General features: G+C 42.7%; 13 protein-coding genes. All 13 read right to left on the bottom strand.

From position 1 onward, the window contains the following. Position 1 precedes the first annotated feature (1 nt). The gene (locus tag MKY14_RS28980) at positions 2-1,162 is read right to left on the bottom strand and encodes a sensor histidine kinase (protein WP_036681511.1); all 1,161 of its coding nucleotides are present in this window, start codon (positions 1,160-1,162) and stop codon (positions 2-4) included. A 57-nt stretch (positions 1,163-1,219) separates the two neighbouring features. Continuing rightward, complete coding sequence (locus tag MKY14_RS28975; protein WP_081383173.1) at positions 1,220-3,952, bottom strand: stalk domain-containing protein; 2,733 nt, start codon at positions 3,950-3,952, stop codon at positions 1,220-1,222. A 215-nt stretch (positions 3,953-4,167) separates the two neighbouring features. Then, complete coding sequence (locus MKY14_RS28970) at positions 4,168-8,202, bottom strand: Ig-like domain-containing protein (protein WP_340977910.1); 4,035 nt, start codon at positions 8,200-8,202, stop codon at positions 4,168-4,170. A gap of 200 nt (positions 8,203-8,402) precedes the next feature. Next, entirely contained in the window at positions 8,403-9,605 is a 1,203-nt protein-coding gene (gene metK, locus MKY14_RS28965) for a methionine adenosyltransferase (protein WP_036681514.1), read from the bottom strand. Positions 9,606-9,944: 339 nt separating this feature from the next. Continuing rightward, a complete protein-coding gene (locus MKY14_RS28960; protein ID WP_076192376.1) occupies positions 9,945-10,214 on the bottom strand; it encodes an alpha/beta-type small acid-soluble spore protein in 270 nt (89 codons plus the stop codon). 153 nt (positions 10,215-10,367) lie between these two features. After that, on the bottom strand, positions 10,368-10,907 hold the full coding sequence (locus tag MKY14_RS28955) for a hypothetical protein (RefSeq protein ID WP_340977907.1): 540 nt from the start codon (positions 10,905-10,907) through the stop codon (positions 10,368-10,370). An 87-nt stretch (positions 10,908-10,994) separates the two neighbouring features. Beyond that, the gene (locus tag MKY14_RS28950) at positions 10,995-13,739 is read right to left on the bottom strand and encodes an Ig-like domain-containing protein (protein ID WP_340977906.1); all 2,745 of its coding nucleotides are present in this window, start codon (positions 13,737-13,739) and stop codon (positions 10,995-10,997) included. A 608-nt stretch (positions 13,740-14,347) separates the two neighbouring features. Continuing rightward, a complete protein-coding gene (locus MKY14_RS28945; protein WP_036681520.1) occupies positions 14,348-14,689 on the bottom strand; it encodes a hypothetical protein in 342 nt (113 codons plus the stop codon). A gap of 154 nt (positions 14,690-14,843) precedes the next feature. Further along, positions 14,844-18,770 carry an S-layer homology domain-containing protein gene (locus tag MKY14_RS28940; RefSeq protein ID WP_340977903.1) on the bottom strand — a complete coding sequence of 1,309 codons (3,927 nt, stop codon included), beginning with the start codon at positions 18,768-18,770 and terminating at the stop codon, positions 14,844-14,846. A 160-nt stretch (positions 18,771-18,930) separates the two neighbouring features. Next, the gene (locus MKY14_RS28935) at positions 18,931-20,058 is read right to left on the bottom strand and encodes a glycosyltransferase family 4 protein (RefSeq protein ID WP_036681523.1); all 1,128 of its coding nucleotides are present in this window, start codon (positions 20,056-20,058) and stop codon (positions 18,931-18,933) included. Between the two features lie 116 nt (positions 20,059-20,174). Further along, positions 20,175-20,930, bottom strand: a complete 756-nt coding sequence (locus MKY14_RS28930) for a WecB/TagA/CpsF family glycosyltransferase (RefSeq protein WP_340977901.1) — start codon at positions 20,928-20,930, stop codon at positions 20,175-20,177. A gap of 6 nt (positions 20,931-20,936) precedes the next feature. Continuing rightward, complete coding sequence (csaB, locus tag MKY14_RS28925; protein WP_339170216.1) at positions 20,937-22,070, bottom strand: polysaccharide pyruvyl transferase CsaB; 1,134 nt, start codon at positions 22,068-22,070, stop codon at positions 20,937-20,939. Next, positions 22,046-24,082: a DUF5693 family protein gene (locus MKY14_RS28920; protein ID WP_076219972.1), complete on the bottom strand. Its 2,037-nt coding sequence runs from the start codon at positions 24,080-24,082 to the stop codon at positions 22,046-22,048. The genes csaB and MKY14_RS28920 overlap by 25 nt, the downstream gene beginning before the upstream one ends. Positions 24,083-24,172 lie beyond the last annotated feature (90 nt).

The raw sequence follows: 24,172 nt of genomic DNA, 5'->3' as shown, positions 1-24,172 counted from the left end.
ACTACTCCTTCCCCTTCTCCACATTCGTCGGAATATGGATCACGATTGTTGTCCCCTGATTCTCGGCTGATACAATTTCCATTCTTCCTTCAAGCAGCTCTACACGTTCCCGCATACCTACTAGCCCGAAGCTTTCCCGATTACCTTGCTGATTTTTTAACTTTTGTACATTAAAGCCTAATCCGTTATCTTTAATCACAATCTTAATTAACTGCGCTTGGTATGTAATCTCCACCAATACGAAGCTTGGGTAGGCATGTTTTGCTGCATTAGACAATGCTTCCTGAACAAGACGATATACCGCCGCCTCCATCGCTGAGGATAGTCGGTGTTCCTGTCCCCGGGTTTCCAGAGTCGTCCGCAGTTTCGTCTTCTCTTCAAAATCATGCACATATTTCCGCAAAGTCGGAATCAAGCCCAAATCATCGAGAGCCATCGGTCGTAAATTAAAAATAACCTTACGCATTTCTTCCAGGCTGTTACGAACCTGCCCTTTTAAATCTACTACTTCGTCCTGCACCAGCCCAAATTCCTGCTTTACCAGCATTCTTTCTACAATTTCCGTCCTAAGGACTAGATTTGCCAGCATTTGAGCGGGACCATCATGAATTTCCCGGGCAATCCTCTTCCGTTCTTCTTCTTGAGCCAGGATAATTTTGAGTCCGATCATCTGTCTGTTCTTCGCAGATTCGACAATTCTCGTCACTTGGCCTAGTTCTCCCGACAAATATTCGAGCACTACGCTCATTTGCGAACCAATTGACTCTGCACGCTCTACAGAATTTTCGACACTGCGCACTCGCATTTGTAATTCATCACGTCTACTTCGAAGATAGACCTCTCGCTCACGCGTCATCATGAGTTCGAGCTGAAGCTCCGTAGCCTTCTCATAAGCAATACGGATATCCTTCTCTGAGTAGCGGACAAAGTCCCGGCTGACCTCTGTCAGCCGGATTCTGGAGCGGTGATACTGTAGCTCCAGCTTGTCTACCTTTTTCAACGTTTCATCCGTTTCGTCCATGACCCGCTGCAGTTCCTTGTTGAGTGCAGCAAGTTCATCACGTGCAACCTGCAATATTTCAAAAATCTGATACTTGCTGCTCTCCATCACGTCGATGGTATTTTTAATAACGCGATCAATCGCATCGGCTTGAAATTCCACGGATGCTTGCCCCTTTTCTATCGGATCGTATTAAGGTTTTCCTTATATATTAACATATCACGATTCGATAGTTACGGTCTTCGTTTTCTGTTCCCATTTTACAGTTAATCCTAACTGTTCAGAAACCAGTCTCAGAGGTACTAAAGTCCTACCCTGTAAAATAATAGGTGCTACTTCAGCACTTTGTCGCTTACCATTTAACAGGTATTCCTTTTTATTTACCGTCAGATCCAGTGCCTTGGCTCCGCGCAACACCATGATCTTCTTATTCACCTGATCCCAGGTAGCATTCCCTCCAAAAGCATCCAGCACATAACGGATCGGCACATAAGTACTGCCGTCTTTCACAATTGGAGCTACATCAATAGCCTTCTTATTTCCGTTTACGGTCATTGCTTTGGAGCCGATGCTCATCGAAGCCGTACCCTTTGGTAACCCTGCATCACTGGAAAGTGAAGGCATTGTGAAGGTGATATTATCAAAAGCAACGGTACCTGTCTTCGCCCGTTCATCCTGGCCTTCCTCTACGTTGACTACATAAAGTCTCTTCAGCGTAGCCGGGAATTTAATCCCTGATCCTGACAAGTCGATGTTTATGTTCTTCCAACCGTTCCAATCGATAATCTTCGCAAGATCTACATAGGCTGTAGCTCCACTATTGTCTACAAACTCAGCACGCAGCCAATTTAAGCTCATATCGCCCATCACATCAACTGACATCGAAGTTGCAAGCGCTGGAACGGCTTTTCCACTTGTGCCGTTAAGTTGAGCATAAGCGTACATTTTACCGCTGCCAGCCGTCATATCATAACTGAGTGACAGCACCTTGGAGCCTACTCTTTCAGCCGATCCGTCTACTATTGTTGCAGTCCCCTGTACCGCTGGCACATTGGTAGTAAAGTTGACTGGATAACTTACCTTCTCGAAATCTTCCCATGTTGTAGCTGCTGCTGTCGATAATACAACCGCTGTGCTAAATCCATCATAACGAGCAATAGCGTAACCTGTAGTAACCCCTGCATCCACAGAGTTTACAGTAAGCTTGCCATTTTGCACGACTCCCTTAAAGCCTACAAACTCCCACTTCAGCGCTGAATCTGGAACGCTTATGGTTGCTCCACTCTTCGTAGAGGCCTTTACAGGGACAGATACAGTTGTCCCAGCTGTCAGTGGCGCTGTAGCAGTGCCTACACTCATGCTGGATAGATCATCTCCACCCAAGACTGTAAGGGTTGTAGAAGCGCTTGCTACGCCGCTTTTAGCCGTTAAGGTAACGGTGCCTGGCTTCACTGCCGTTACTTCTCCTGCACTTACAGTTGCGCTTCCTCCGCTTGATGTCCAAGTAGGATTGCCTGCTGCTACATCTATAGGGTTATAGTAAGTGTCATAACCTTTTAACGAATAAGTAGCCTTTTGTCCAACTAATAGCGAAGTGCTTCCGCTAATTTTAATTCCTTTTACTTCACCTTGTGGTGCGTTAGTATAAACACCAAGCGCGTTAACAATGCTGCGCTGCTCTGTGCCATACTCTGTATTAAAGGTTAGTGTGGCTGAGCTTTCACCAAGAGGCCGGTCTACCATCGTTGTAGAGCCGCCTCCGTCTAAGTTAAGACCTTTCCAGACTCCAATATTGGTCATAAAAGATTGCAGCTCGGTCAATGACATTCCTGAGCTGTTGCCATTTTTTTCAGTAGCTATAATATAAACATAACGTCCATCCTGAGAGTATCCTAAAGCCGTACGTGCACGATAACCGCCAATACTGCTAGTCGAGCGAGAGAACGTTGCAGCTTTTCCGTTATTTACAAGAATCGTATGTCCACCAATCATTGTTTGCAGATTAGCAGGATCTAGCGATTGCTGCGTAGTCTTGGATTTCAGGGAGTACACACTTGTTACCGGTTGTCCTACAGTCAGATGGGCAGTAACATACCGTGCGGCTAAGCCATGGGCCCGCAAAATATAAGCTCCCTTTGGAACCGCTGTAGGAAGCGCAGCATTTTCAGATATTTGAGTAACTACGCCGTTCTCAACGAGCACCTCTGTCGGTGTGGTTGAGCTGTTTTTGGGACGATCGAGTGCGGTCCATACATCCGTATAGATGTACATTGCATTAGCATGGCTATAAGTAGAGCTTCCACCTTCAGGACTATAAGCACCTTTATTGATACCGGATATCTCAAACTGTGCGCCGTCAGGTGCGGTTACCATTCCTTCAAAGCTGAACTCATCAATAAGAGGCTTGCGGTCCTTAGTCACTGCAAAGGCATACATTCCATCCAATTGCGAAGGGGTGGATACCAATACTCCACTGGATACTTGTCCACCAATCGGAGCGCCTTCCCCGCCTGTATTAAAATAATCTCCGTTTACTGCAGCCACGGCTCCAGTTTCCTTAGCCATCCCGCCAGTACTTTGACGTGTTGTCAGGTTTCCACCTTTACCTGTCATAACATCTAATGAAACATATGGATTGTTGAGGTCAACGCGAATAACATCCGCCAAGCCAGAAGCACTCGCTCCTGAACGTGTAGCCGTATATTTGTATTTCATCATAATGGCGCCCGAAGTAATTACTTCTTCTCCCAGCTTGCTTACTTTAAAATTAGATGTGGCTGCGGCAGCAATTGGTGTGGAACTATGACCAAACATAGCTAAGCCTTCACTGCCAATTACCGGCATAATCCACAACACACCTGCTAATGAAGCGGCAACCCATTTTTTAGTAGATGATAATTTTATTCCCCGAACAACTTCTCTACTCTTCTTCTCCATGAAAACTTCATTCATTTCGACGTAACTCTCCCATCTCTTTTTTACTCTTCAAGTCCGTTATCAAAAGTCTGGAAACTGGTTCCTATTTTTCTAGTACTCTTTTAATAGACTGAAAATAAGCGAAAAAGTTGCGAAATTGAGAGATTTCAAGCTTTATAGAGTCTCGTAGCACAAACTATTAACATAAAAAAAAGCCCAGCAGAATGCCAGGCTTTACCAATCAATTTATTCTACAAATAATCTGTTTGCTTCAGCATCCGATGCAACATCACAGCAGCTTGTGCACGAGTGGCATTACCCTGAGGTTGGAACTCACTTGTGGTCATTCCCAAAATAATCCCCGATTGCACAGCTTTAGCTACGAATTCTGCACTTTGATTCTGAATTTTGGACTTATCCTTAAAGCGAGCCAGTGTTGAGGCAGAAGTGCCGCTTAATGTAATAGGATGTTTGGTGTATTCCATTGCCCGAATCATCATGATTGCCATCTGCTCACGAGTGATATTATCATTAGGCCGGAAGGAGCCATCTGTGTTCCCTGTAATAATACCAGCCTTAGCTGCTGCACCAATATAGTCTCCAGTTTGTGTAGAAGGCTGCACATCCCGGAAGCGCTGTGCGGTCTCGCGATCGCCTAGCAAACCGAGTCCCCGGCTAAGCATTACTGCAAACTCTGCACGGGTAATCTTTTTTTCTGGACTAAATGTAGTCCCATAACTGCTATCGATAATAGTTTTTGCACTAAGCTCTGCTACGATCGAACTACTCCAATGCTTACTCATATCTGAGAAGGCCCGGGTTGATATAAAAGTTCCTAACACCTGATTACCCTCCGTACGAGCACGAATAATCGTATAGCTACCTACCGTACTTACTTTTGTTGGCAGATAAGCTGCATCGTAATAGGAAAGATCCAGTCTAGCAGCAGATGTCTGCGCATTGTTCAATGAAGAAGTTGTACGCACAGTGTATTCTCCAGGTACCGATAATGCCTTAGCATTAGAATAATTGCTGCTTACTATCGCAGTCACCCGGACATCCATAAGACTAGTAACGCTCTGCATCCCCATAGTTTTTAGCTTTTGCTCAAATGGGGAGAACGTACCTGCCGGAACCTTTTCTAAGCGGAACACCAGCGAGATATTTTTACTGTCTGCAATCAAGCTAGTCGCTAGTCCGTTCATATCGATATCGTCTAGTCCTACGCTATATAAGTGATCGCCATAACGTATCATAAATTTTGTGGTTTTACTACGATTTACAGCATCAAGCAAAGGCTTTAAAGGAACAGTCACATAGGCCGATTGTTCTGTAGCAGGCACCTCAAAAGCTAATGTATCACTACTTGCCTTATACAGATATTCATAACTGGCCGTCAGGCGATCTGTGTTTAAGGTATATCTTTTTACAGATTGATTGTATAACGAACGGTCATCCACGATTTGTGAAGAGTCACTCTTCAGCAGTGCGTATTCTTTTCCAAACTCACTTGTTGCAAGCGTCCCTAGATAGGATGGACGATTTCCCGTTCCGGTGCTCACGCCGGTTAGGTTCTTAACAGAGAGAGAAGAGAATGAGGACAGTATATTACCGTTCAAATCCTTGATCGTACCTGAACCTGACATATAGGACAAATCGATAGTTTGCCCGGTCTTTACTACTGAGGATGTTGTTATTTTCAAAATATCCCCTGACAAAGTGTAGTTTTGTACACCCATACTGCTCCCATCTGCTCTAACTCCGAACTGATTAGCGTAGAGGGAACCAGATGCCTGCATGTTTTTACTGAATGTAACCGTAAGCTCGTCGCCATTGATGGTGGCAGAACTAATCTCAGGTATGCTAGTTCCGCTGTTTTCCGAGATGGACACAGGCTGCAGGTTAATATAAGCTGCACGGTTTCCATTTAAATCGCTTATTCCGGTAGTCCCCGGAACATAGGATACAGTAACATTCTGATTCACCGTCAAAGCACTCTGGAGCGTTAGCGTGACCTGTGAGCCACTGACCGATACATTCGTAACATAGTTAGGAGTGGTGCCAACAAGCACAGAGAACTGGCTGTTCATCGGGAGGTTTGTCGTTGACAAGCCTTCATTGTAATTCAGAAGGATTTTATTGCCACCTCCGGTTGCACTTTGGAACACGGGTGGAATTGTATCATTGCTGTTGCGAATGTAGAAATCTGTGAAATCCGCAATATTTTGTCCAAAAGAATTCTGCAAAGGATAAGAGCCTGCATAATAGGAGACACGAACGGTCTGGCCATTAGAAGCATCGCTATTTAACCCTAAATATACAGTGTTCCCGCTGGAGCTTATGGAGTTGACCCCTAGGGATCCCCCATCTGAAGTCACTAGAAACTGACTATGTGCGTAAGAGGAAACTGCCTTTAAGGAGTCATTGAAATTCAACGCTACCGTTCTACCCGTGATCCGTCCATCTTTGGGTGTAGGCATGGAGGACTCGATAGTGTTAGTAACCTGCTTTGAGCTAAAGGTGCTGGCTGCATTTCCGCTTGGATCTTGAATGGTCCGCAGACCCCCTGTATAGCTAACCTTCACGTTCTGTCCAACCGCTACCCCTGTACTGAGTACCACATAGGCGCTGTCTCCCTGGATATAGACACTTTCAATTGTACGACTCTCATCATTCACCGTAGCACTAAAACTGGAGATCAACAGTGCAATGGAAGAGTTGAGACTCTCATTGTATTTTAAACGAATGGTCCGATTGTTCTCGAGTGATGCAGATGTGAGCTGTGGAGCTGTTTTGTCCTGAGACAAGGTCCGGAAGCTCCATGAATTTTTGCCGCTTAGTCCATCATAGATAACATTAGCATCAATAGCGTCTACAAAAGCTCCTTTAGCAATATCAATATAATAGGTTGAGTCGCTATCTAAAGCTGTTTTAGGCGTAATTACATATTCGTTTGCAGCAGTTGTACTCCGGTTAACAGTAACCGGAACCTGTGCGCCACCACTTTTATAAAGTGCTACGCCATTTTCCACAGCACTGTTATAATTCACATTACGATTGAATGTGACAGAAAATGATCTGTTGTTAGCTATGGATTCACTCCGGTCAGCCGGGTTTAGCGCGCTTACGTTAAGTCCTGTCAAAGAAGCCGTTGTAAATGTCCAGGTATACGCACCCGAAGCCGGAAATACATTTCCGTCTTGATCGTAAAAAGCTCCCTGCGGTATCGTCACCGTATACTGCGTACTGTTTAGCAAGGGTGATGCTGCTGATGCTGGAAGCAATGTTATAGTTCTGCTGCTTCCTCCTGTAACGGCTGGGGAGTTTACATTAAGCCATCTCGTTCTAGCATCGTTAGCTGCACCTGGAGATACTGTTATGGTTCCAGCTGCAGGCATCATAGGACGATCAAATGTAAGCTGTAGGGCTCCAGTGGTAGATACCCCACCTGATCCGTTTGCCGGTGCAGGAGTCACTGGAATCTCTGCCACACCTTTAGTAGAGAAGCTCCACACATCACCGCTTGAAATCCCGGAATACGTTCGATTATCAACATCCTTAAAAGCATAAGAATCTATAAGAACATAATAGTTACTTCCGGAGGCCAATGTTTTATCCAATGTTAGTTTAACTGTAGTAGAGTTAGCATCAGTCTGAACGTTGACTCTAGTATCATCATCCCTAATTTTGAACTCTTGTACGGTTGCATTATCTGCAGACGACAAAATTCGAATGGAACCTCCACCTTTTATCAGGTTTTTATTTAAGGTTAGACTTAGCTCCTTAAGGGCTCCTGCATCCACTCTTGTATTATTAGCAGGTGAAAAGTTGCCTGCCGTAATCGCTGTATTACTCTCAGGCGCAGTAGTAAATGCCCATGAAGTAACACCTGACTCATTACCATCATTATCCTTGAACAACCCCTTAGGGATTGTCACTGTATAAGTCTTGTTTGAAGTAAACTGTTGATTTAGCTTAAGCTCGTAATCTTTTGAACTACCAATTAGACCATAACTACCAATAGGAATCGTTAAAAAAGGTGAGCTATCACCTTGACCCGTAATAGTAATTTCACCTGACTGCGGGTTTACTTGACGATCAAAGCTCAGTCTAAGGGATGATCCTATACTTACATAACTTGCTCCAGGCGCTGGTGAGACTGTTATACCAAACTCTGATGCAGCGTACACTGCTGAATTCCCTATTCCAATAGCAGGATAACCCGAACCAAGTACTAACTCTCCCGCTAGAATAAGTGCCGTCCATATTGAAATTTTTCTTTTCATTCCGTGATAGACTCCTCTCAAGCCATACTATCGTCTTTATGTATATTCTTATATTTCGGCTAAAAGGCTGGCAAAGTTTAGTAGTCTACTTCTCTATGGTTAGATTCACTAGCCTTGCTCGTTTTCGCACGCAAAATAACCCGCAGAGCTGACACCATGGCCAACTTGCGGGTTAACATATTATAAGACCGTATGATGAATTACAACCCTGCTTGATCTCTTAGCAATTCTGCTTTATCTACGCGTTCCCATGGAAGATCAACATCAGTACGTCCGAAATGACCGTAAGCTGCAGTTTGTCTATAAATCGGTTTACGCAAATCAAGCATAGAAATGATGCCCGCGGGGCGAAGATCAAAGTTGTTGCTGATCAGTTGAACCATTTTCTCTTCACTGATTTTACCTGTTCCGTATGTATCCACATTTATCGAGACAGGAGTAGCTACACCGATGGCATAGGCAAGTTGGATCTCACATTTGTCGGCCAAACCAGCAGCTACAAGATTCTTAGCTACATAACGAGCCGCGTAAGCCGCAGAACGGTCCACTTTAGTTGGATCCTTACCTGAGAATGCTCCGCCGCCATGACGAGCATATCCGCCGTATGTATCGACGATAATTTTACGGCCAGTTAGACCAGCATCCCCTTGAGGACCCCCAATAACAAAACGTCCGGTTGGGTTAATAAAGTATTTAGTTTCTGCATCAAGCAGTTCCGCAGGAACAACAGGCAAAATAACATGTTCTTTAATATCCGCCTGAATTTGTTCAAGAGAAATTTCCTCTGCATGTTGTGTAGATACTACGATAGCGTCTACGCGTACAGGTTTTTCATCTTGATACTCAATCGTAACTTGTGTTTTACCGTCTGGACGAAGATAGTCCAAGGTTCCGTTCTTACGAACTTCAGATAAACGACGTGCAATACGATGTGATAAAGCAATCGGCAGTGGCATCAGTTCAGGTGTCTCGTTCGTAGCAAACCCAAACATGAGTCCTTGATCGCCTGCACCAATATTAGCAGTTTCTTCAGCTACTTGAGCAGGATCACGGTGTTCTAAAGCAGAGTTAACACCTTGGGCAATATCAGCCGATTGCTCGTTAAGAGAACTCAACACAGCACAAGTATTATAGTCGAAACCATATTTCGCACGTGTGTATCCAATTTCTTTGATGGTATTGCGTACGATGGCAGGAATATCAACATACTCTGATTTGGTACTGATTTCCCCGATCACCAGTACAAGACCTGTTGCTACTGCTACTTCGCAGGCTACACGTGCATTAGGATCATTAACTAAAAATGCATCCAATACCGCGTCGGAAATCTGGTCACAGATTTTATCCGGATGCCCTTCCGTAACGGACTCAGAAGTAAACAAATGACGCCCTTTAATAGACAAGTAAAACAACCTCCCATATGGTTAGTCTGACACTGTATAAGGGATTCCTTAATGACAACAGGCCAAATAATAAAACTAAATAATATAAATAATTCAGGTTTGCCTGATTTCTTTTTATGAAGGATTTTTGCAAAATTTGATGCCTACATTCACTAAACTCTTCAAAAAATGAACCTTTTCCATATGGAAAAGGTTTAAGGCTTTCCTCAAAAGTCATATTATCTTATTTAGGGGGTGGTGTCAATTAAACACAGAACCCCCCGTGAGAGTATGAATATTGATTTCACGCTATAAAAAAGCAATATCAGATAAGGAATAAGGGCATCCTAACCCCTTATATTATTGAAAAAGAGACTGTTCAGCTTGCTTAATGAGTCTCTTCGTAATTTCTCCTCCAACAGACCCATTATCCCTTGAACTTAGATGCCCAAGGTACTGACTACGGCCAGAACTACTACCTCCGACTGCTCCTAACTCAGAAGCAAACTCCGTGTCTGCCCCGCCTCCATAATGAGCCCCATATAAACCAAATTCAGCTGCAATTTCATATTGCATTTGTTTCAGCATTGTCCGACTTTCAGGTACGACTGTACGATTATTACGTGCCATGTTACAGCACCTCCTGTGAATTTGTAAGATTACAGGAATATTGTGCGTCCATCACTTAATCTTCAATCGCGCCAATGATTTGTAACTTTGGAAAACAGTTTGAAGGTATGATTACGTCTGTTTACGGGCATTATGAATATATATCATTACACATTATTTCAAGGTATATCCACCACGAACCATCACAACAAGACCAAGCGTTTGACCCTCTTGAACAGCTATTCCACGACCATCACGAGGGAAAGACAATAAGTGGTTAGATGGTGCAGCTAGTCCGTTTGTAAGATCTTTACCGTCTGTTAAATCGGCCACTCCATTCGCATCTTGTGAAACGATTACTGCTTTACCGGCGCGAACGATAAATTCAGCGCCTGCAGAAGCAATTAAAGTTTGGCCGGGCTTCACATCAACAATCACAGATTCACTACTGCTATTTTGACCAGGTGTAGCTACTGGCGCTGTGGTTGCACTAGGCGCAGGTGTAGCACTCGCTACCGGAGTCGTCACTGTACCACCCGAAAGTGCTTTCTGAATTTGCTGATCTACGTAGCTTTTCGTAACTACAGGATCATCGGTTGTGCCAGGCTGAGAACCAACACCTGCACCTTCAGCAGTAATATTTAGCAAAGATCCAACCCATACACCACCAGCCAGCAATACAGCGGTGGTTGTTACTTTCCATACCGATTTCAAAGAAGTTCCTCCTCATTATTGGGGATAAAGACCTATAAAAAAAGAATAGCCTCCGAAGAGGCTATTCTGTGCTTCGGTAATCGGAGATTACTTAGCGGAGATTTCTGTTTCGCCTTTGATCTTGTTGCCATCAGCATCGAAGATTGCAGCGTCTTTCTTAACTTTAACAATGATTCTGTTAACACCGTTGGCGTTAAGATCAAGTTCATCTTTAGCACCAGCAGCGGAATCAATGATTTTCTTGGAGAATTTAACAGACCATTTTCCTTTATCAGATCCGTATTTAATCGGAGTGATAGAAAGAATGTTATCTGATGAAATTTTGTTGCTAGAATTAACATCAGTGTTGATGTAGAATTCCAGGTTCGCTTTCAAGTCAGCTTCAGTTGTAGCTTCATTCAGGTCTTTGGAGAATCCGAGAATCAGTTCAGTTGAACCTCCGCTGGATACTACAGCTGAATCAAACGCAGGGCTAATTCTGCTAGTCAGCTTACCTTTTTGTTGTGCAACTGTACCATCGATTACGTTACCAGCAGTATCAGTAACACCATTCACAGCAAAGACATAGTCTTTAGTTTCTGTGATGCTGGAGCTAGGGATATATACATATGCACGAGCACGGGTTGGGTTAGTAGCAGATGATACTTCTTCGCCTTTTTCGTTCAATGTTTTAATTGTAACGTAAGAAGTGCTTGGAAGACCAGCATTGTTCAATGTGTAGCTGTTTTTATCAAGAATTGTGGATGATTTCAAACCGCTAGCATCAAACAGATCAACAGTGATCAAAGCATCACCATAAGTGTCATCACCAACAGATTTGCTATCATAGAACTTGATAGGAGCAGCGCCATTAACAACCAACAACTCTGGAGCTTTATCGTCAGTTGAAGTAGATCCGATTGTTACAGGCAATACTGCAGCAGTCAGTTCATTTGCACTGTAGGATTTATCTACGAACAATCCTGCAGGAATGCGCAATGTGTAGCTACCAGCAGTTGGTACACTTACACCAGTGATAGTGAAAGTACTTCCGCTACCTTTAACAAGACTAGCGTTGTGAAGTACAGTTGTAGCTTCACCAGTAGTATCGTTAATCAGTTGCAGGGTGCCTTTGCCTTTGTATACAACATTTTCAGAGAATTTCAGAACAAGACCTTTATTAACAGCTGTAGTTGTGTAAGTAACACCAGTTACAGTAGGAGCTACAGTGTCTTTAGTAAAGGTAATTGCTTGGCTAGCAGCTGTTCCCAAAATGTTACCCAGAGTATCTTTTACAGAAGCTCCGAATACTACAGAACCAGTGAAAGTTCCAGTAGAAGGGAAGCTAGTCAGTGGACTTTGAAGGGTAAACTTCTTGCCATTGTCAGTTGTCAAAACTTGGAACGTACCTTGGCTTTCACCAACGGAGTTCAACAAGCGAACATTACCAACCAAAGAAGCACGATCAACTGTTTTGTCGAACTCAACTTCAACATACTTGTCGCTTACTGGAGTTACGCTCTTGATTACTGGAGCAGCAACGTCAGAAACTACAGTTACAGTAGTTTTGATTGGGTTAGGATTAGCTACATTACCTGCAAAGTCAGTAACGTTAAGCAATGATACATCGTAAGTTTTGCCGCTATCCAAAGTTCCTGCGGACAATTTGTACTCAGTGTAAGTATCATTTGTTACAGTTACAGTAGCAACTTGACCATTTACGTAAGCAACAATACCAGTAGTTTTAACTGGTTCGCTGAATTTCACGTATACATCTTTAGTAGTTGCTTTTGCAGTAGAGCTAGCAGAAGCAAGTGTTGGAGCAACTGTATCAGCAACAGTGATCAGTTGTGTGTAAGCTGGGATAGCCTCACCAGATGTTGTTGTTACAGCATCGTTAAGAACTACAGTGTAGTTACCTTTAAGGAATTTAACTCCTGGCAGGGTAATAACAGCTTCAGTGTTGTCAGCGTTGAAGGTAACATTAGCATTAGCTACTTCGTTAACATCACTACCCACTTTAGTTACTTTTACTACGCCGTCGATAACTTTGCTGGATTCAGCCAGTGTATCAACATCGATTGAACGGTTAAATTTGATTACTACTTGTTTAGCATTTGGAGCTTCTGCGGAAACAACCTTAGGAGCTGCCAAAGTTACTTTTGTAGTGTAATCATGATCATTGTGTTTGAAGTTGATTGTAGTTTCAACGCCTGCTACAAGAGCAGTTGTCAATTCAACAGTTGTAGTAGTTTTGTCAGAGAAAGTAACAACTACTTTAGTTGGGCTCAATGCTTCAGCAGAAACGATTGTAGCTGCTTGGCTCAATTGATCTACAGCATAAGCTGTTTCAACTACCAAAGAACGGCTAGCGTTAGCTTTGAAGTTAGTGTCTTTAGCAACCAAACCTGCATTGATTACTGCTTGAGCATAACCTTTAGCCCATGCGGATGCAGAGTTATCAGTTGTAGTTGGTTGTTCCAATTTCAAAGCGCGGAACAATACAGCCGCAACTTCTTCAACTGTTACTTTACCGTTGTAATCGAAGATACCTTTAACAGTATCTTTACCTTGCATGTAGTTTACTGCAGTAACAGCTTCGATGTAAGGCACAGCCCAGTTCGATGCGTTGTAACCTTTGTCTTTGTAAGACAATTTGTTACTTACTTCAGTAAGGTCGAACAATTTAGTAACGATCTTCGCGAACTCAGCACGAGTAAGATCTTTTTCAAGGTGAGCTTGACCATCTGGGTATCCGTTGAGAATACCTTTCGCTGCCAAAGCATCAAATTTTTGTTGCGGAGTTGTTGCTGCGTCACCAAACGCTACAGAGGCAAACATCGAGAATGCCATTGCTGTAGATAATGCTACGGATAAAATTTTCTTCATAACCTTTTTTTCTCCTCCTTGGACGTTCATAAACTGAGATTTTTCTTTAGTTGAGTAGCTCATGTCACTCATTAGCCGATGCACCCCCTTTCCCGAGTTGAGCAAATTAAGTATAAATAATGTCTGTGACGGGTATCACAGAAACTGGTAAACGATTTTAGGACATGACAATACTAGATTCCTAATTATACCTAAGTATTATACAATGTGCCTCAAGTCACGTAAAGCTAATTTTTCCATTTTGTTAAATTGGCTTTACCAGCGGTTAATTTCAGCCTCTGTGTAAATGACTCTACACCTTAAACGCAGAAGATTTGAAAAAGTTGCGGTTTCTCAAAAAAAATCTTCTTTTTTATATTTTCCGGTGTGATCCCATTAGAAGATACATATGTATGTTCTACTAACTATTGTTAATCATGGGTGCCTACGGAAAACAGTATATCATAGTCGCTTTCTAAACGTCATTATGCAATATTTACTAAGAATCATTAACACTTGTACTATTAATTTAAACATTCCTACAAAAAACAAAAAAAGCGCCGTTGCCGACGCTTGCTTCTATTACATTGTTTCTAACGAATCTTCATAGATAATTGGATCAATTCCTGACGCTTCTCAGGACTCGAGTTCACATTGTCATACATTGCATCAATAGCTGCGCGGTTCTCGCGGTAGCTCTTCTCATGCTTGATTGTAGTATGAGACCATTCGATCAGAGCATTCTCAGTAACAACAAGCTCGTTGTATGAATCGTGGAATCCTGTTGCTTGCACCAGTTCCTCCATGACCTCTTGAGTGATCTCCTGTAGTGCCCGTTTAGCTGCAATTTCCTTCTCCAACACTTTTGCTCTATTCTCAAACATATTCTTGGCTTTCATGTAATCCAACTGTGCTTTTGATAAAATCGGTTTCATCGATGGCTTTCACCTTTCAGAAAATAATATTTTCTACATTATTGTATCGTAAATCGGTGCAGATTACAAAATTTATGTCGCTGGTAATTGTTATCTTTACATCAAAACTCCGACCTACGAATACTTTTCGCAGGCCGGAGCACTTTTTTATTCTTTAGTTAAAGTTCTTAGGGAAGATGCTTGTACTCTTCTGTAAGAGTGCCACAGTAATCTTACCGGCCTCTGCTCTAGTCAACTTACCCTTCGGGTTAAAGTTATAGACGGGCTTCTTTTGGCCTGTAACGGTCACAGCACTTCCTTCCATAATCTTAGCTTTAGATATAGCTTCAATTGCAGGACGTGAGTAGAAATCCATGTTGCTTGTATCAACAAATGATTTGCTTAAGCTTGCCAACAGTTTACTGTCATTCAACGACATCTTGAGTTTCAACGCCCTAGCTATCATTACTGCGGCTTGTTCACGTGTTAAGGCTTGATCAGGCCCAAAGAAGCCATCACTGAGGCCTGTAACAATACCTGCCCTAGCAGCTGTCTCAATGTGTTTGAAATCCCATGTAGCCGCTACGGCTTCTGGCACAATATCAAAGAAGGTTTGTTTATTAGCATCATAGTTCAAAGGAATACTTAATGATTTCACCAACAATGTAGCGAATTCACCACGAGTGGTCAAATCGTCAGCTCCGAATGCATCTGCTCGAAGATTAGTCATAAATCCTTTGGAATACAATCCATTCATTATATTTCTGCCCCAAGGATGATTCGTAATATCAACAAAACCACGGCGCAGCTTCATAACAGTGTAATAACCAAATTCATCGAATGGAACGGTGATGGTATGTTTTTTCGTATCTACGACGCCGCCCAAATTCTCCCACTTACCTGAATCTGTATATCGGAATACTGTAATAGTCGATCCCACTTCATCCACAATGCTGGAGTTGAAAGTAAGCGTCAATTCACCACGTTGGGAAGGTACGATTTTTCTTGTTTGACTATACTGCGTAAAGTATCCAGTCTTTCCACTGGCATCCACGAAATGCGGGGTAACCCCGTTGGTCTCAAGATTAACGCCATCATTTCCTAGACCACCACTAAGCCAATAGATATCCGATACTCTCGAAAAGTTATTAGTAGAAACGGTTGATGTAAAGCGTAGAGCAAGATCCTGTGGAATCACAAGCTGCCCGCCCCCGCCTTCGGTTCTGTCGTCACTACCCGTTACGTTGATAATGTTCCCGTAATCATTCTTACGTTCAACAACGCCATCAGCGGGATCCGCGATACCAAACAACAGTTTTGTATTAGGATAATATTTTGCAGCACCAGAGCTAGTATATCCCTTCATAATCGTACCTTTAGGGAAGTTCAATTCCAAGGTTTTATTAAAGACACTATACTTCGTAGCTACCTTCTCCGCCATATATTGTGTATCAATCTGCACTGCACTAGCATAATACACATTTATAGTATCGCTTATTGTGGAGTTAGCACGAACCACTTGTATCTTAATGGGATTCGATTTGTCCGCTTTTAAACCCACATAATCATAGGTGAAGCGATCTTGATTTGGCAAATCCGTACGTTTAATTGCTTCTTCTTTGCCAATTATTACTTTTGTGGCACCTTCAGCCTCAATATCAAAACGAACAAAGTTTTTGTTAACAACAATTTGCTCACCTACCGTCGCTACAGGTGACAGAAGACGATATGGAGCAACTTCCCGCACTACTTCAAGACGTTGTGTAGTTCTTGCCCCTGTTTTGTTAATAAGCTCTAGGGTATAAACTTGACTTCCTGGGGCATCAAACTTAATGTCACGTAATCTTAAAATAAAGTTTTTAGCACTGCCAATGTAGTCATAATACAAACCATTTGCAGCCACTTCATCAGGGTAACGTTTAGGACCAATAGGTCCATCGGATTCCGTACCGTCAATTAGCAGCTTATCCTGCCCCGTCGAAGTAAACACCAGAGTAGAGCCCTGATAAAGATTCAGCGTTGTAGCACCACTACCTTGTAGTACCAAGTCGAATTTATCTTTGCTTGTTGTATATTTTTCATCCTTATATACAATCTCAGCTGGCAATGCCAGCATGGCATTACGCTCGACTTCATTAGAAAGGGTTGTAGTTGTAAAAGGTAAACGATTATCCCCTAAAGTAGGATGGAATTGTTTTACCCCAGAAATGTTGGTATCAATGATGTAAATTTTAAGTTCTTTTTTGATAATACGTTGGTTACCAGCATTATCTCTTGAGACTCCAGTAAACACGATTTTATTCTCACCGTATACCAGTGGTCCCGTCTGACTGATTGTCACAGTGAAATTAAAAGTTGTTTTATTTACTGTTGAGTTTTTTTCTACTTCAAGCTTAAAAGGATTGCTAGATAATGAGTTACTGTCTGTACCGTTAATTTGCACTTGTGCATTTTCTATATTTTCGAACCCGATATATTCCCCAGCGACATTAAGTTTTCTTTCTACACTGGAATCGAATTCGTAGGTCTGACCATCTTGCAGATTACTTACATATATATAGTTTTTCGATACATATGAAATATCAGCATTATAGAAGGATTCGGATCCTTTATAACGGAATTGTACCTTTTGTTGACCATTAGAGAACCCTGATATTTTATAAATATATTCATTTGTTCCTGTGCCTGCAGTTACATAATCTATGGATAGTGGTTTATTACTCAAAGGCAAATAGTTTGCAGTTATATCTGCTGGGGTTGTTGATCTATTTGTCTTCGCCATTATATAGAAACTATCCGTCTCTAACTGTTGGCCATTCAAAGGCAATTTAGAGATATTGGTAAGATCACCTGAGCCTGTATATCCAGGAAGGTAGTACATTTCTGTTATAACAGTCTCATTTTTCAAAAATTTATATGAATAAAGATGAGAACTGCTGTGGCTGCCATAATCTACAGACAATTTAAAGTCATTTACACCCGCCAAGATTTCTAAATCAGCTGCAGTCTTAAATTTAACCAATTTATACGTTGGCGTAACGCCATCCGGACCAGGAATTGTTAATTCTTCTGTCACAGCACTAATCGTTACAACTTTTTCGGAACTATTACCTTTATTAAGAGTTAGCACAGCATTTGTTGCAAACGGAGCCACGTTATATGGAACTAAGATCTGTCCAGTAAAACCTGCAACACTTGGAGTCAAATCAGCAGTCAACGTAGGCACATTATCATTTAAGATATTATAGTCCGCATTGTCGTGGTTGATGTTCAAAGAAGCGTACGGTTGATCCTTATCAAAGAAATATACGGATCTGTCTATTGTTATTGAATCCGAAGCATTTTGAATAACAATCTTAAGCGTACTTAATCCCGGACTCAAGTTCAGCGCGGGGGTGAAAAATGTTCCGTCTTCCAATAGGGAAGTTTGTAATGCAGTTCCTCCATTCACGGAGACACTGACTTTAGTGGCATTCGTTACTTTACCTTGAAGAGTAACTGTAGATACTGGTACGACAACTTGTGTTCCTTCATTTAAATTAAGCGCAGAAGGACCACCCAAAACTTTTAATTCTGTTACATAGGGAACTTTATCATAAAGAACATAAAATGATTCTGAACGCTGGAGATTCCCTTGCATACCAGAAAAGGTCACCTTATTAAACCCTGTATACAAAACAAGACCAGATGCTACAAAACGGTTATCCGGGCTATTGGTATCTGTTGTTACCGCTCCCGTAGTCAGGTGAGTAGCATCTGTTACCCATTTATTAGATTGACTATCTTTTGTAAGCTGCTCTACAGTAACCTTCATCGTGGAAGATGTTACCTGAGAGTAGGTTCCTGTAATTGAAAAGGTAGGGCTACTTACTTTGTAAACACTAGAACGGTCAATAAGTCCCTCAGGATTAGGATTAGCTGTTGTTGCTACAACATCCTGTTTCAACAGAACAGTATTACGTAATGTGAGATCATCCGGACTGAAGAAAGTCGTGGAGCTCGTGGTAGCCGCTGCCGCTATGGGCGTGTATTTACCTGGGAACATAGAAACGATCAAAGCCGCCAGCATCAGCCAAACGAACGGTCTCTTAAAGCGTTGCATGTGTTATATCTCTCCTTTGAGTATAAATTCTCGTAAACCTTCACTTTGTTCTTTATCGGTCATAGGAAGCGATATTTTTAGGGAAAACAACAAAAAACTCATCCGAAAAGGGATGAGTTTTGTTAGTTATAGAAAATATTAGAATAATACCATTAATAAATTAAGATTTGGAACCTCTTTCCGGATTAGCCTTCATACGAATTCTTAAAAAGAAATCAATCAGCGGACGTTTAGTCTTACCGATCAAACCTGTAACTTCCGCACCGATCTGCAAGAAGAAGAGCATGATGCAGATGACTACGAAGGTAACCCAGTTCGCCTCGTAAAGAGCGGCAGAGGATTGAATAACAGCTAAAACTCCAAAAAATGCAGCAATACCATAAATAATGAGCACAGTCTGACGATGACTAAAGCCTAGCTCGCGAAGGCAATGATGCAAGTGACCTTTGTCTGGTGCAAAGATTGGTTTCTTCTGCAGCTTACGGCGCACGATCGCAAAGAACGTGTCCGACAACGGTACACCAATAATAAGCAAAGGTGTAATAAACGAAACCACGGCAATCTGTTTAAACCCTAGCAAAGCAAGTAAAGCTAAGCAGAAGCCTAAGAACAGCGATCCCGTATCCCCCATAAAAATCTTGGCGGGATGGAAGTTGAAGAACAAGAATCCGATTATGCTACCCAGAAGCAACAGGCATAACATGGCAACCATCGTGTTACCCATCAAGAAAGCCATTACCGCAATCGTAGCAATCGCAATCCCTGATACACCAGCAGCAAGCCCGTCCAACCCGTCAATCAGGTTAACAGCATTGGTGACACCAACAATCCAGAAAATCGTAAGCGGGATAGCAATCCAGCTTTCCAATGAAGAATACGTATTGTTAAATGGAATATTCACAAAATCTACAGTAATACCAAAACCGAAAACTACAATACATGCTGCAACAATTTGGCCCAGCAGCTTCAACTTTGCTGATAATTCAAATCGGTCATCCAACCCTCCGATAAGTACAATCAGTCCGCCGCCACACAGCAGCGCTTTGATGAAGTTGGCCTCCCGCGGAGTGAACTCATATGGAATAATCGGCAATACGGCAAGCAGGCCTAACACAAACGCCAGAAAAATAGCTAATCCGCCAAGGCGGGGCATAATTTTCGTGTGCACTTTACGAGCATTCGGCACATCTGTCGCACCAATCTTAATGGCGAATTTCTTCACCAAAGGTGTGAGGCCAAGTGCGAGTCCCATGCATACGATAAATCCAGCGATGTATATGATTAACATTTGATCAGTCGACCCCCATTTCTCTACCGCATTGAATTATACGCTGTTACAAAAACAAATTCCAATCCCTTTTTTAGGCTATTCATCTGATTTTCTAGGTGAATATCGGCATTTGACTAGACTTTTGTTACTTTATCTTTCTCACGCACCACTTTTAATGCGAATTTCGGCAACACAAGCATTCTTTTGTACCGCGTAGGCTCTTTTAATAAACGGTACAACCATTCAATTCTCATTTTTTGGAAAACTTTTGGTGCTCTCTTGCTCTTGCCAGAAATTACATCAAAGCTGCCGCCGACCCCCATCATGATCGGAACACCTAACTTGGATTTGTGTTTTGCAATCCATGGTTCCTGACTATCCGCGCCTCTGGCCACAAATAATAAGTCAGGATTGGTTTTAACAATTCCAGCAATAATTTCATCGTCCGATTCCGGACCAAAATAACCGTCATGATATCCTGCAATAATAACACGCGGATATTGCAATTGTAACCTTTCAGCGGTTTCCTGAATCACTTCAGGTGTAGAACCAAGGAGATATACCTTCCAACCATATCTTTCACCCTGTTGCATCAATTCATGTAACAGGTCAAAACCAGCTACCCGTTCGGTTACAGGCTCCTTACAATAATTAGCAGCCCATACCACACCGGTTCCATCTGGGACAACCAATTCAGCTGACTTCATTATCTCCATATAAGCTGGATCTTCCAAAGCAGCCATAACCATAATCGGATTAGCTGTAATCACTTGATGCGGGATACGGGTATGAACCGCCTCTGTCAAATAAGCAACAGTTGCTGCCATATCAACCTTGGAGACTCTAATCCCAAAAATAGGAACTGTAGGTACCGCGCTTTCTGCTTTCACTTTAGATCATCCTTTATGGTGGAAATATTCTACGATTTGCCGTGCTGGAGCCCCTGCTTCTTGAATCAACGAGGAGAGGATCGTCTCCCGCTCATTTCTCCATCCCTCTGCTGTTTCCAAAAGATGGCCTATCTCAGCAGCAACTTGTCCAGCATCTAATGATTGGGTCGTGCCCACAGGCTGACACCGAACTCTGTCTAGAAAATGATCAATTTTCGGATCATAAGAGATACCAATCAGCGGAACTCGCCGCCCTGCGGCATAAATCAGGCTATGAAGACGCATTCCGATCAGCACTTCACATTGCCCTACTTCCCGCAGCATGTGTTGCGGATGACTGGCATCTTCACAAATACTGACCTGCCCCCCATGCTGGCTTATATTTTCTTCCAGCTTCTCCATCACATAACGTGAGGCTTCAATATCAGATGGAAGATGAAACGGAAGGAATCTTAAATGCAATGGTTTTTCAAGATTCGCCTTAATCAAGCCTTGAGCAAGAGCGTCCAGCTCCTTGCGATCTTGTTCCCAATAACGTACCGAAATACCTACTACCGGAAGTGAATCTGAAGACTCTGGTAATTCAACAGCATCAGTCTCTTCAGGTAAAGATAAGCCCATCACCGGGTCAGGAACAACCTCTATGTTCTTCTGTTCTAATCCCATAGAAAGTAAAAGCTCGCGGGATTGTTCATCCCGCACAGAGATATAAGTACATTTGCGAAACACTGATTTGATTAATGGGTGGAAAAGCTTACGATGCACAGGTCCGATACCTTGAGCATAAATAAAGGTCGGTTTACCCATCCACTGCGCAAGCTTAATAATACCTAAATAGTAAGGAATACTCTTGCTTCCTGTTACATCTTGCAGCAAGCTGCCTCCACCGCTGATCAGACCAGAACTCTCATAAATAGCTTGACGGACTTCAACCAGCTTCATCCGGTGCACAGATTTCACTCCATATGTGGCGCTAGTCCACTCAGGATCGATGGACAAGACAATGGGTTCTATCTCTATTCCTGCAGCTTGAGAATGTTGTTGCAGTGCAATCAATATAGATTGCAGTACCGCCTCATCCCCGCTGTTATGGAAACCGTAATAACCGGAAATAACTATCTTTTTAGGAGTGGCGACCATCGTTTCCAACACCCTTCTGCAATTTGCCATACGATTACGGCAATCACACCAATGATCAGTCCTAATCCAAGACCGAGCAAGCCACGAATGAGCGAGATCAGAACTGGCGAGTGAATATGAGCAAAGGTATCTACCATCGAGAGCTGACCGATTACAGCAATAATCATGATAAACGCTGCATTCCGATATCTAAAGGCCAAGAATGCGCCAAGAATTAATAACGGATGCGCTAGCAAAAACTCTTTATTACGCGGTCGAACACCAACCGTATTTTCCAAGAATGTACGTAAAACCATTTCCAGCGGACTCACACTGCCACCGTTACCTGTACGGGTCATGTAATAATAGCCAACAACCGCCAAAACAAAGGCAATGATAATCATCGCAAATGTGATTGGTGTCCGCAGCAGCTTACCTGTCTTGTTAAAGACAAAATCCCCGCGATACAAAAGCACGTAAAGTGCCACAAGACCGATAGGCGCCATATGAAGCAGACTGACACCACGGAACTGGTTGAGAACCAGGCTATAAGTTACATTATTAAGCAGTGCTATCATAAACGGCACAGCGCTCAAAGAGATCAGTGAAGTCTTAAAATAAAGCACTAAGCTATGTGTAAACCGGCGTTGCGGGCTCATAGCCTTATAGGTAAGGGGATTGCTCCGTAGAGGTGGCCCCATTTCATTAACCTTACGAATGGCAAGCACAACGGCAAGCGTTGGTGCACTTATCGCAGCGGCAAGCGCGAGCGCTTGTTCAAACATTTCAGGCTTCACTAGCATCAGGCCTGCACTTCCAATCAGACCTAACACCCAGGCAGCAAGCGTGAGCTGTGGAATGAAGTAAGAGACCAGCAGAGCCACTAAAGACACTGCTCCAACCACCGCAACTAGCTTAAAGTAACGTTGATAAGAGGAATCTACAACCTCAAATGCCGTAGCTTGTCCCAGTTTAAATCCATTGTCTTTAATCTGCTCAACTGCTCCGCCTGGTTCACTTAGGCTGGTAATAAGGTTATCTAATGTATCTGTAACCTGTGCCTTAGCAGTATTTCTTGCAGGAATCGTGTTTAAGTAGATCATGCGGATATTCCGATCCTTTGTTGCCAGAGCGAAACGGTCCGAAATTACTTTTGGATCTAAGGCAGAATCTCCCTCACTAAGGGAATATAAACGTGTCACATTATAATCCAGCAAATAAGCGAGCCTGTTAAAGCCCTTTTGCTGTTTCTTAATATTCTCAATTGCTGCAATCCCCATTCCACGTTCCTTAAGGAGATTAGCAAAGTCAGTGATACTGCCAGTATCGGCATCATCATTAAACCCTTTAACAGACTCACCTTCAAATAGAATCCGTTTAACACCCAATTCCTCATAACGATCCAACAGCTTCTTTACCGTGGCTTCATTATAAGTCAGAGAATCCACAAGACGAGGTACAATACTGAATCCCTTGTTATGCAGCATGTCCAGTGTAAATGGATCGGGCTGGAGCGGCTTCAATGTAGCGTCTTCTAGCGGAGTCTCAATGATAAGCCCCTGCTGTCCGCGGAAACTCCAGTCTCTTGAATTAATCCCAAGATTACTAAATGCTTCTTTAATTACAGGCGCTAAAGTATCGCTGTAATCAGCACTGGTAAAAAGAATATAGGTATAGTTCTCATTTTCAGGAATGATCGTGTCCGTAAGATTAGCTATATCAGCCGCACCCCATATCATTAGACGACGCGCCTTACGGTAATCTTCCAATGTGCTTTCGTAAATCGCCATGCTCTGTACACCAGCGTCTTTAAGGCGATCTAACTGTTCGGAAATATAATCTTGTGGATTTGCACGATAGCTGGCTACATCAACCAGATCACGATAATCAAATACAAATTCTACTGTCTTGGAAGACTTCTCCGTCTGCAGTCGATCATAGACCACAGGCAAGGCTGCTATAACGCCAACCACAACTATGATCCACAGCCACTTTCGGGAAGTAATATTCCAACGTTGCCATTTTTGCCGCACCAAAAGTACCTCCTCTTTCGCTTTAAAAACTCTTTTAACAAAAGTAGAAACGGATCGTCATCCTTTTAGAGACGGTACCCGTTTCTACAT

It is taken from the genome of Paenibacillus sp. FSL R5-0887 (assembly GCF_038002305.1).
In the GTDB taxonomy this organism is placed as follows: domain Bacteria; phylum Bacillota; class Bacilli; order Paenibacillales; family Paenibacillaceae; genus Paenibacillus_AQ; species Paenibacillus_AQ odorifer.
Note: the sequence above shows the minus strand (reverse complement) of the source record. Positions and strands in the feature narration are given on the sequence as shown.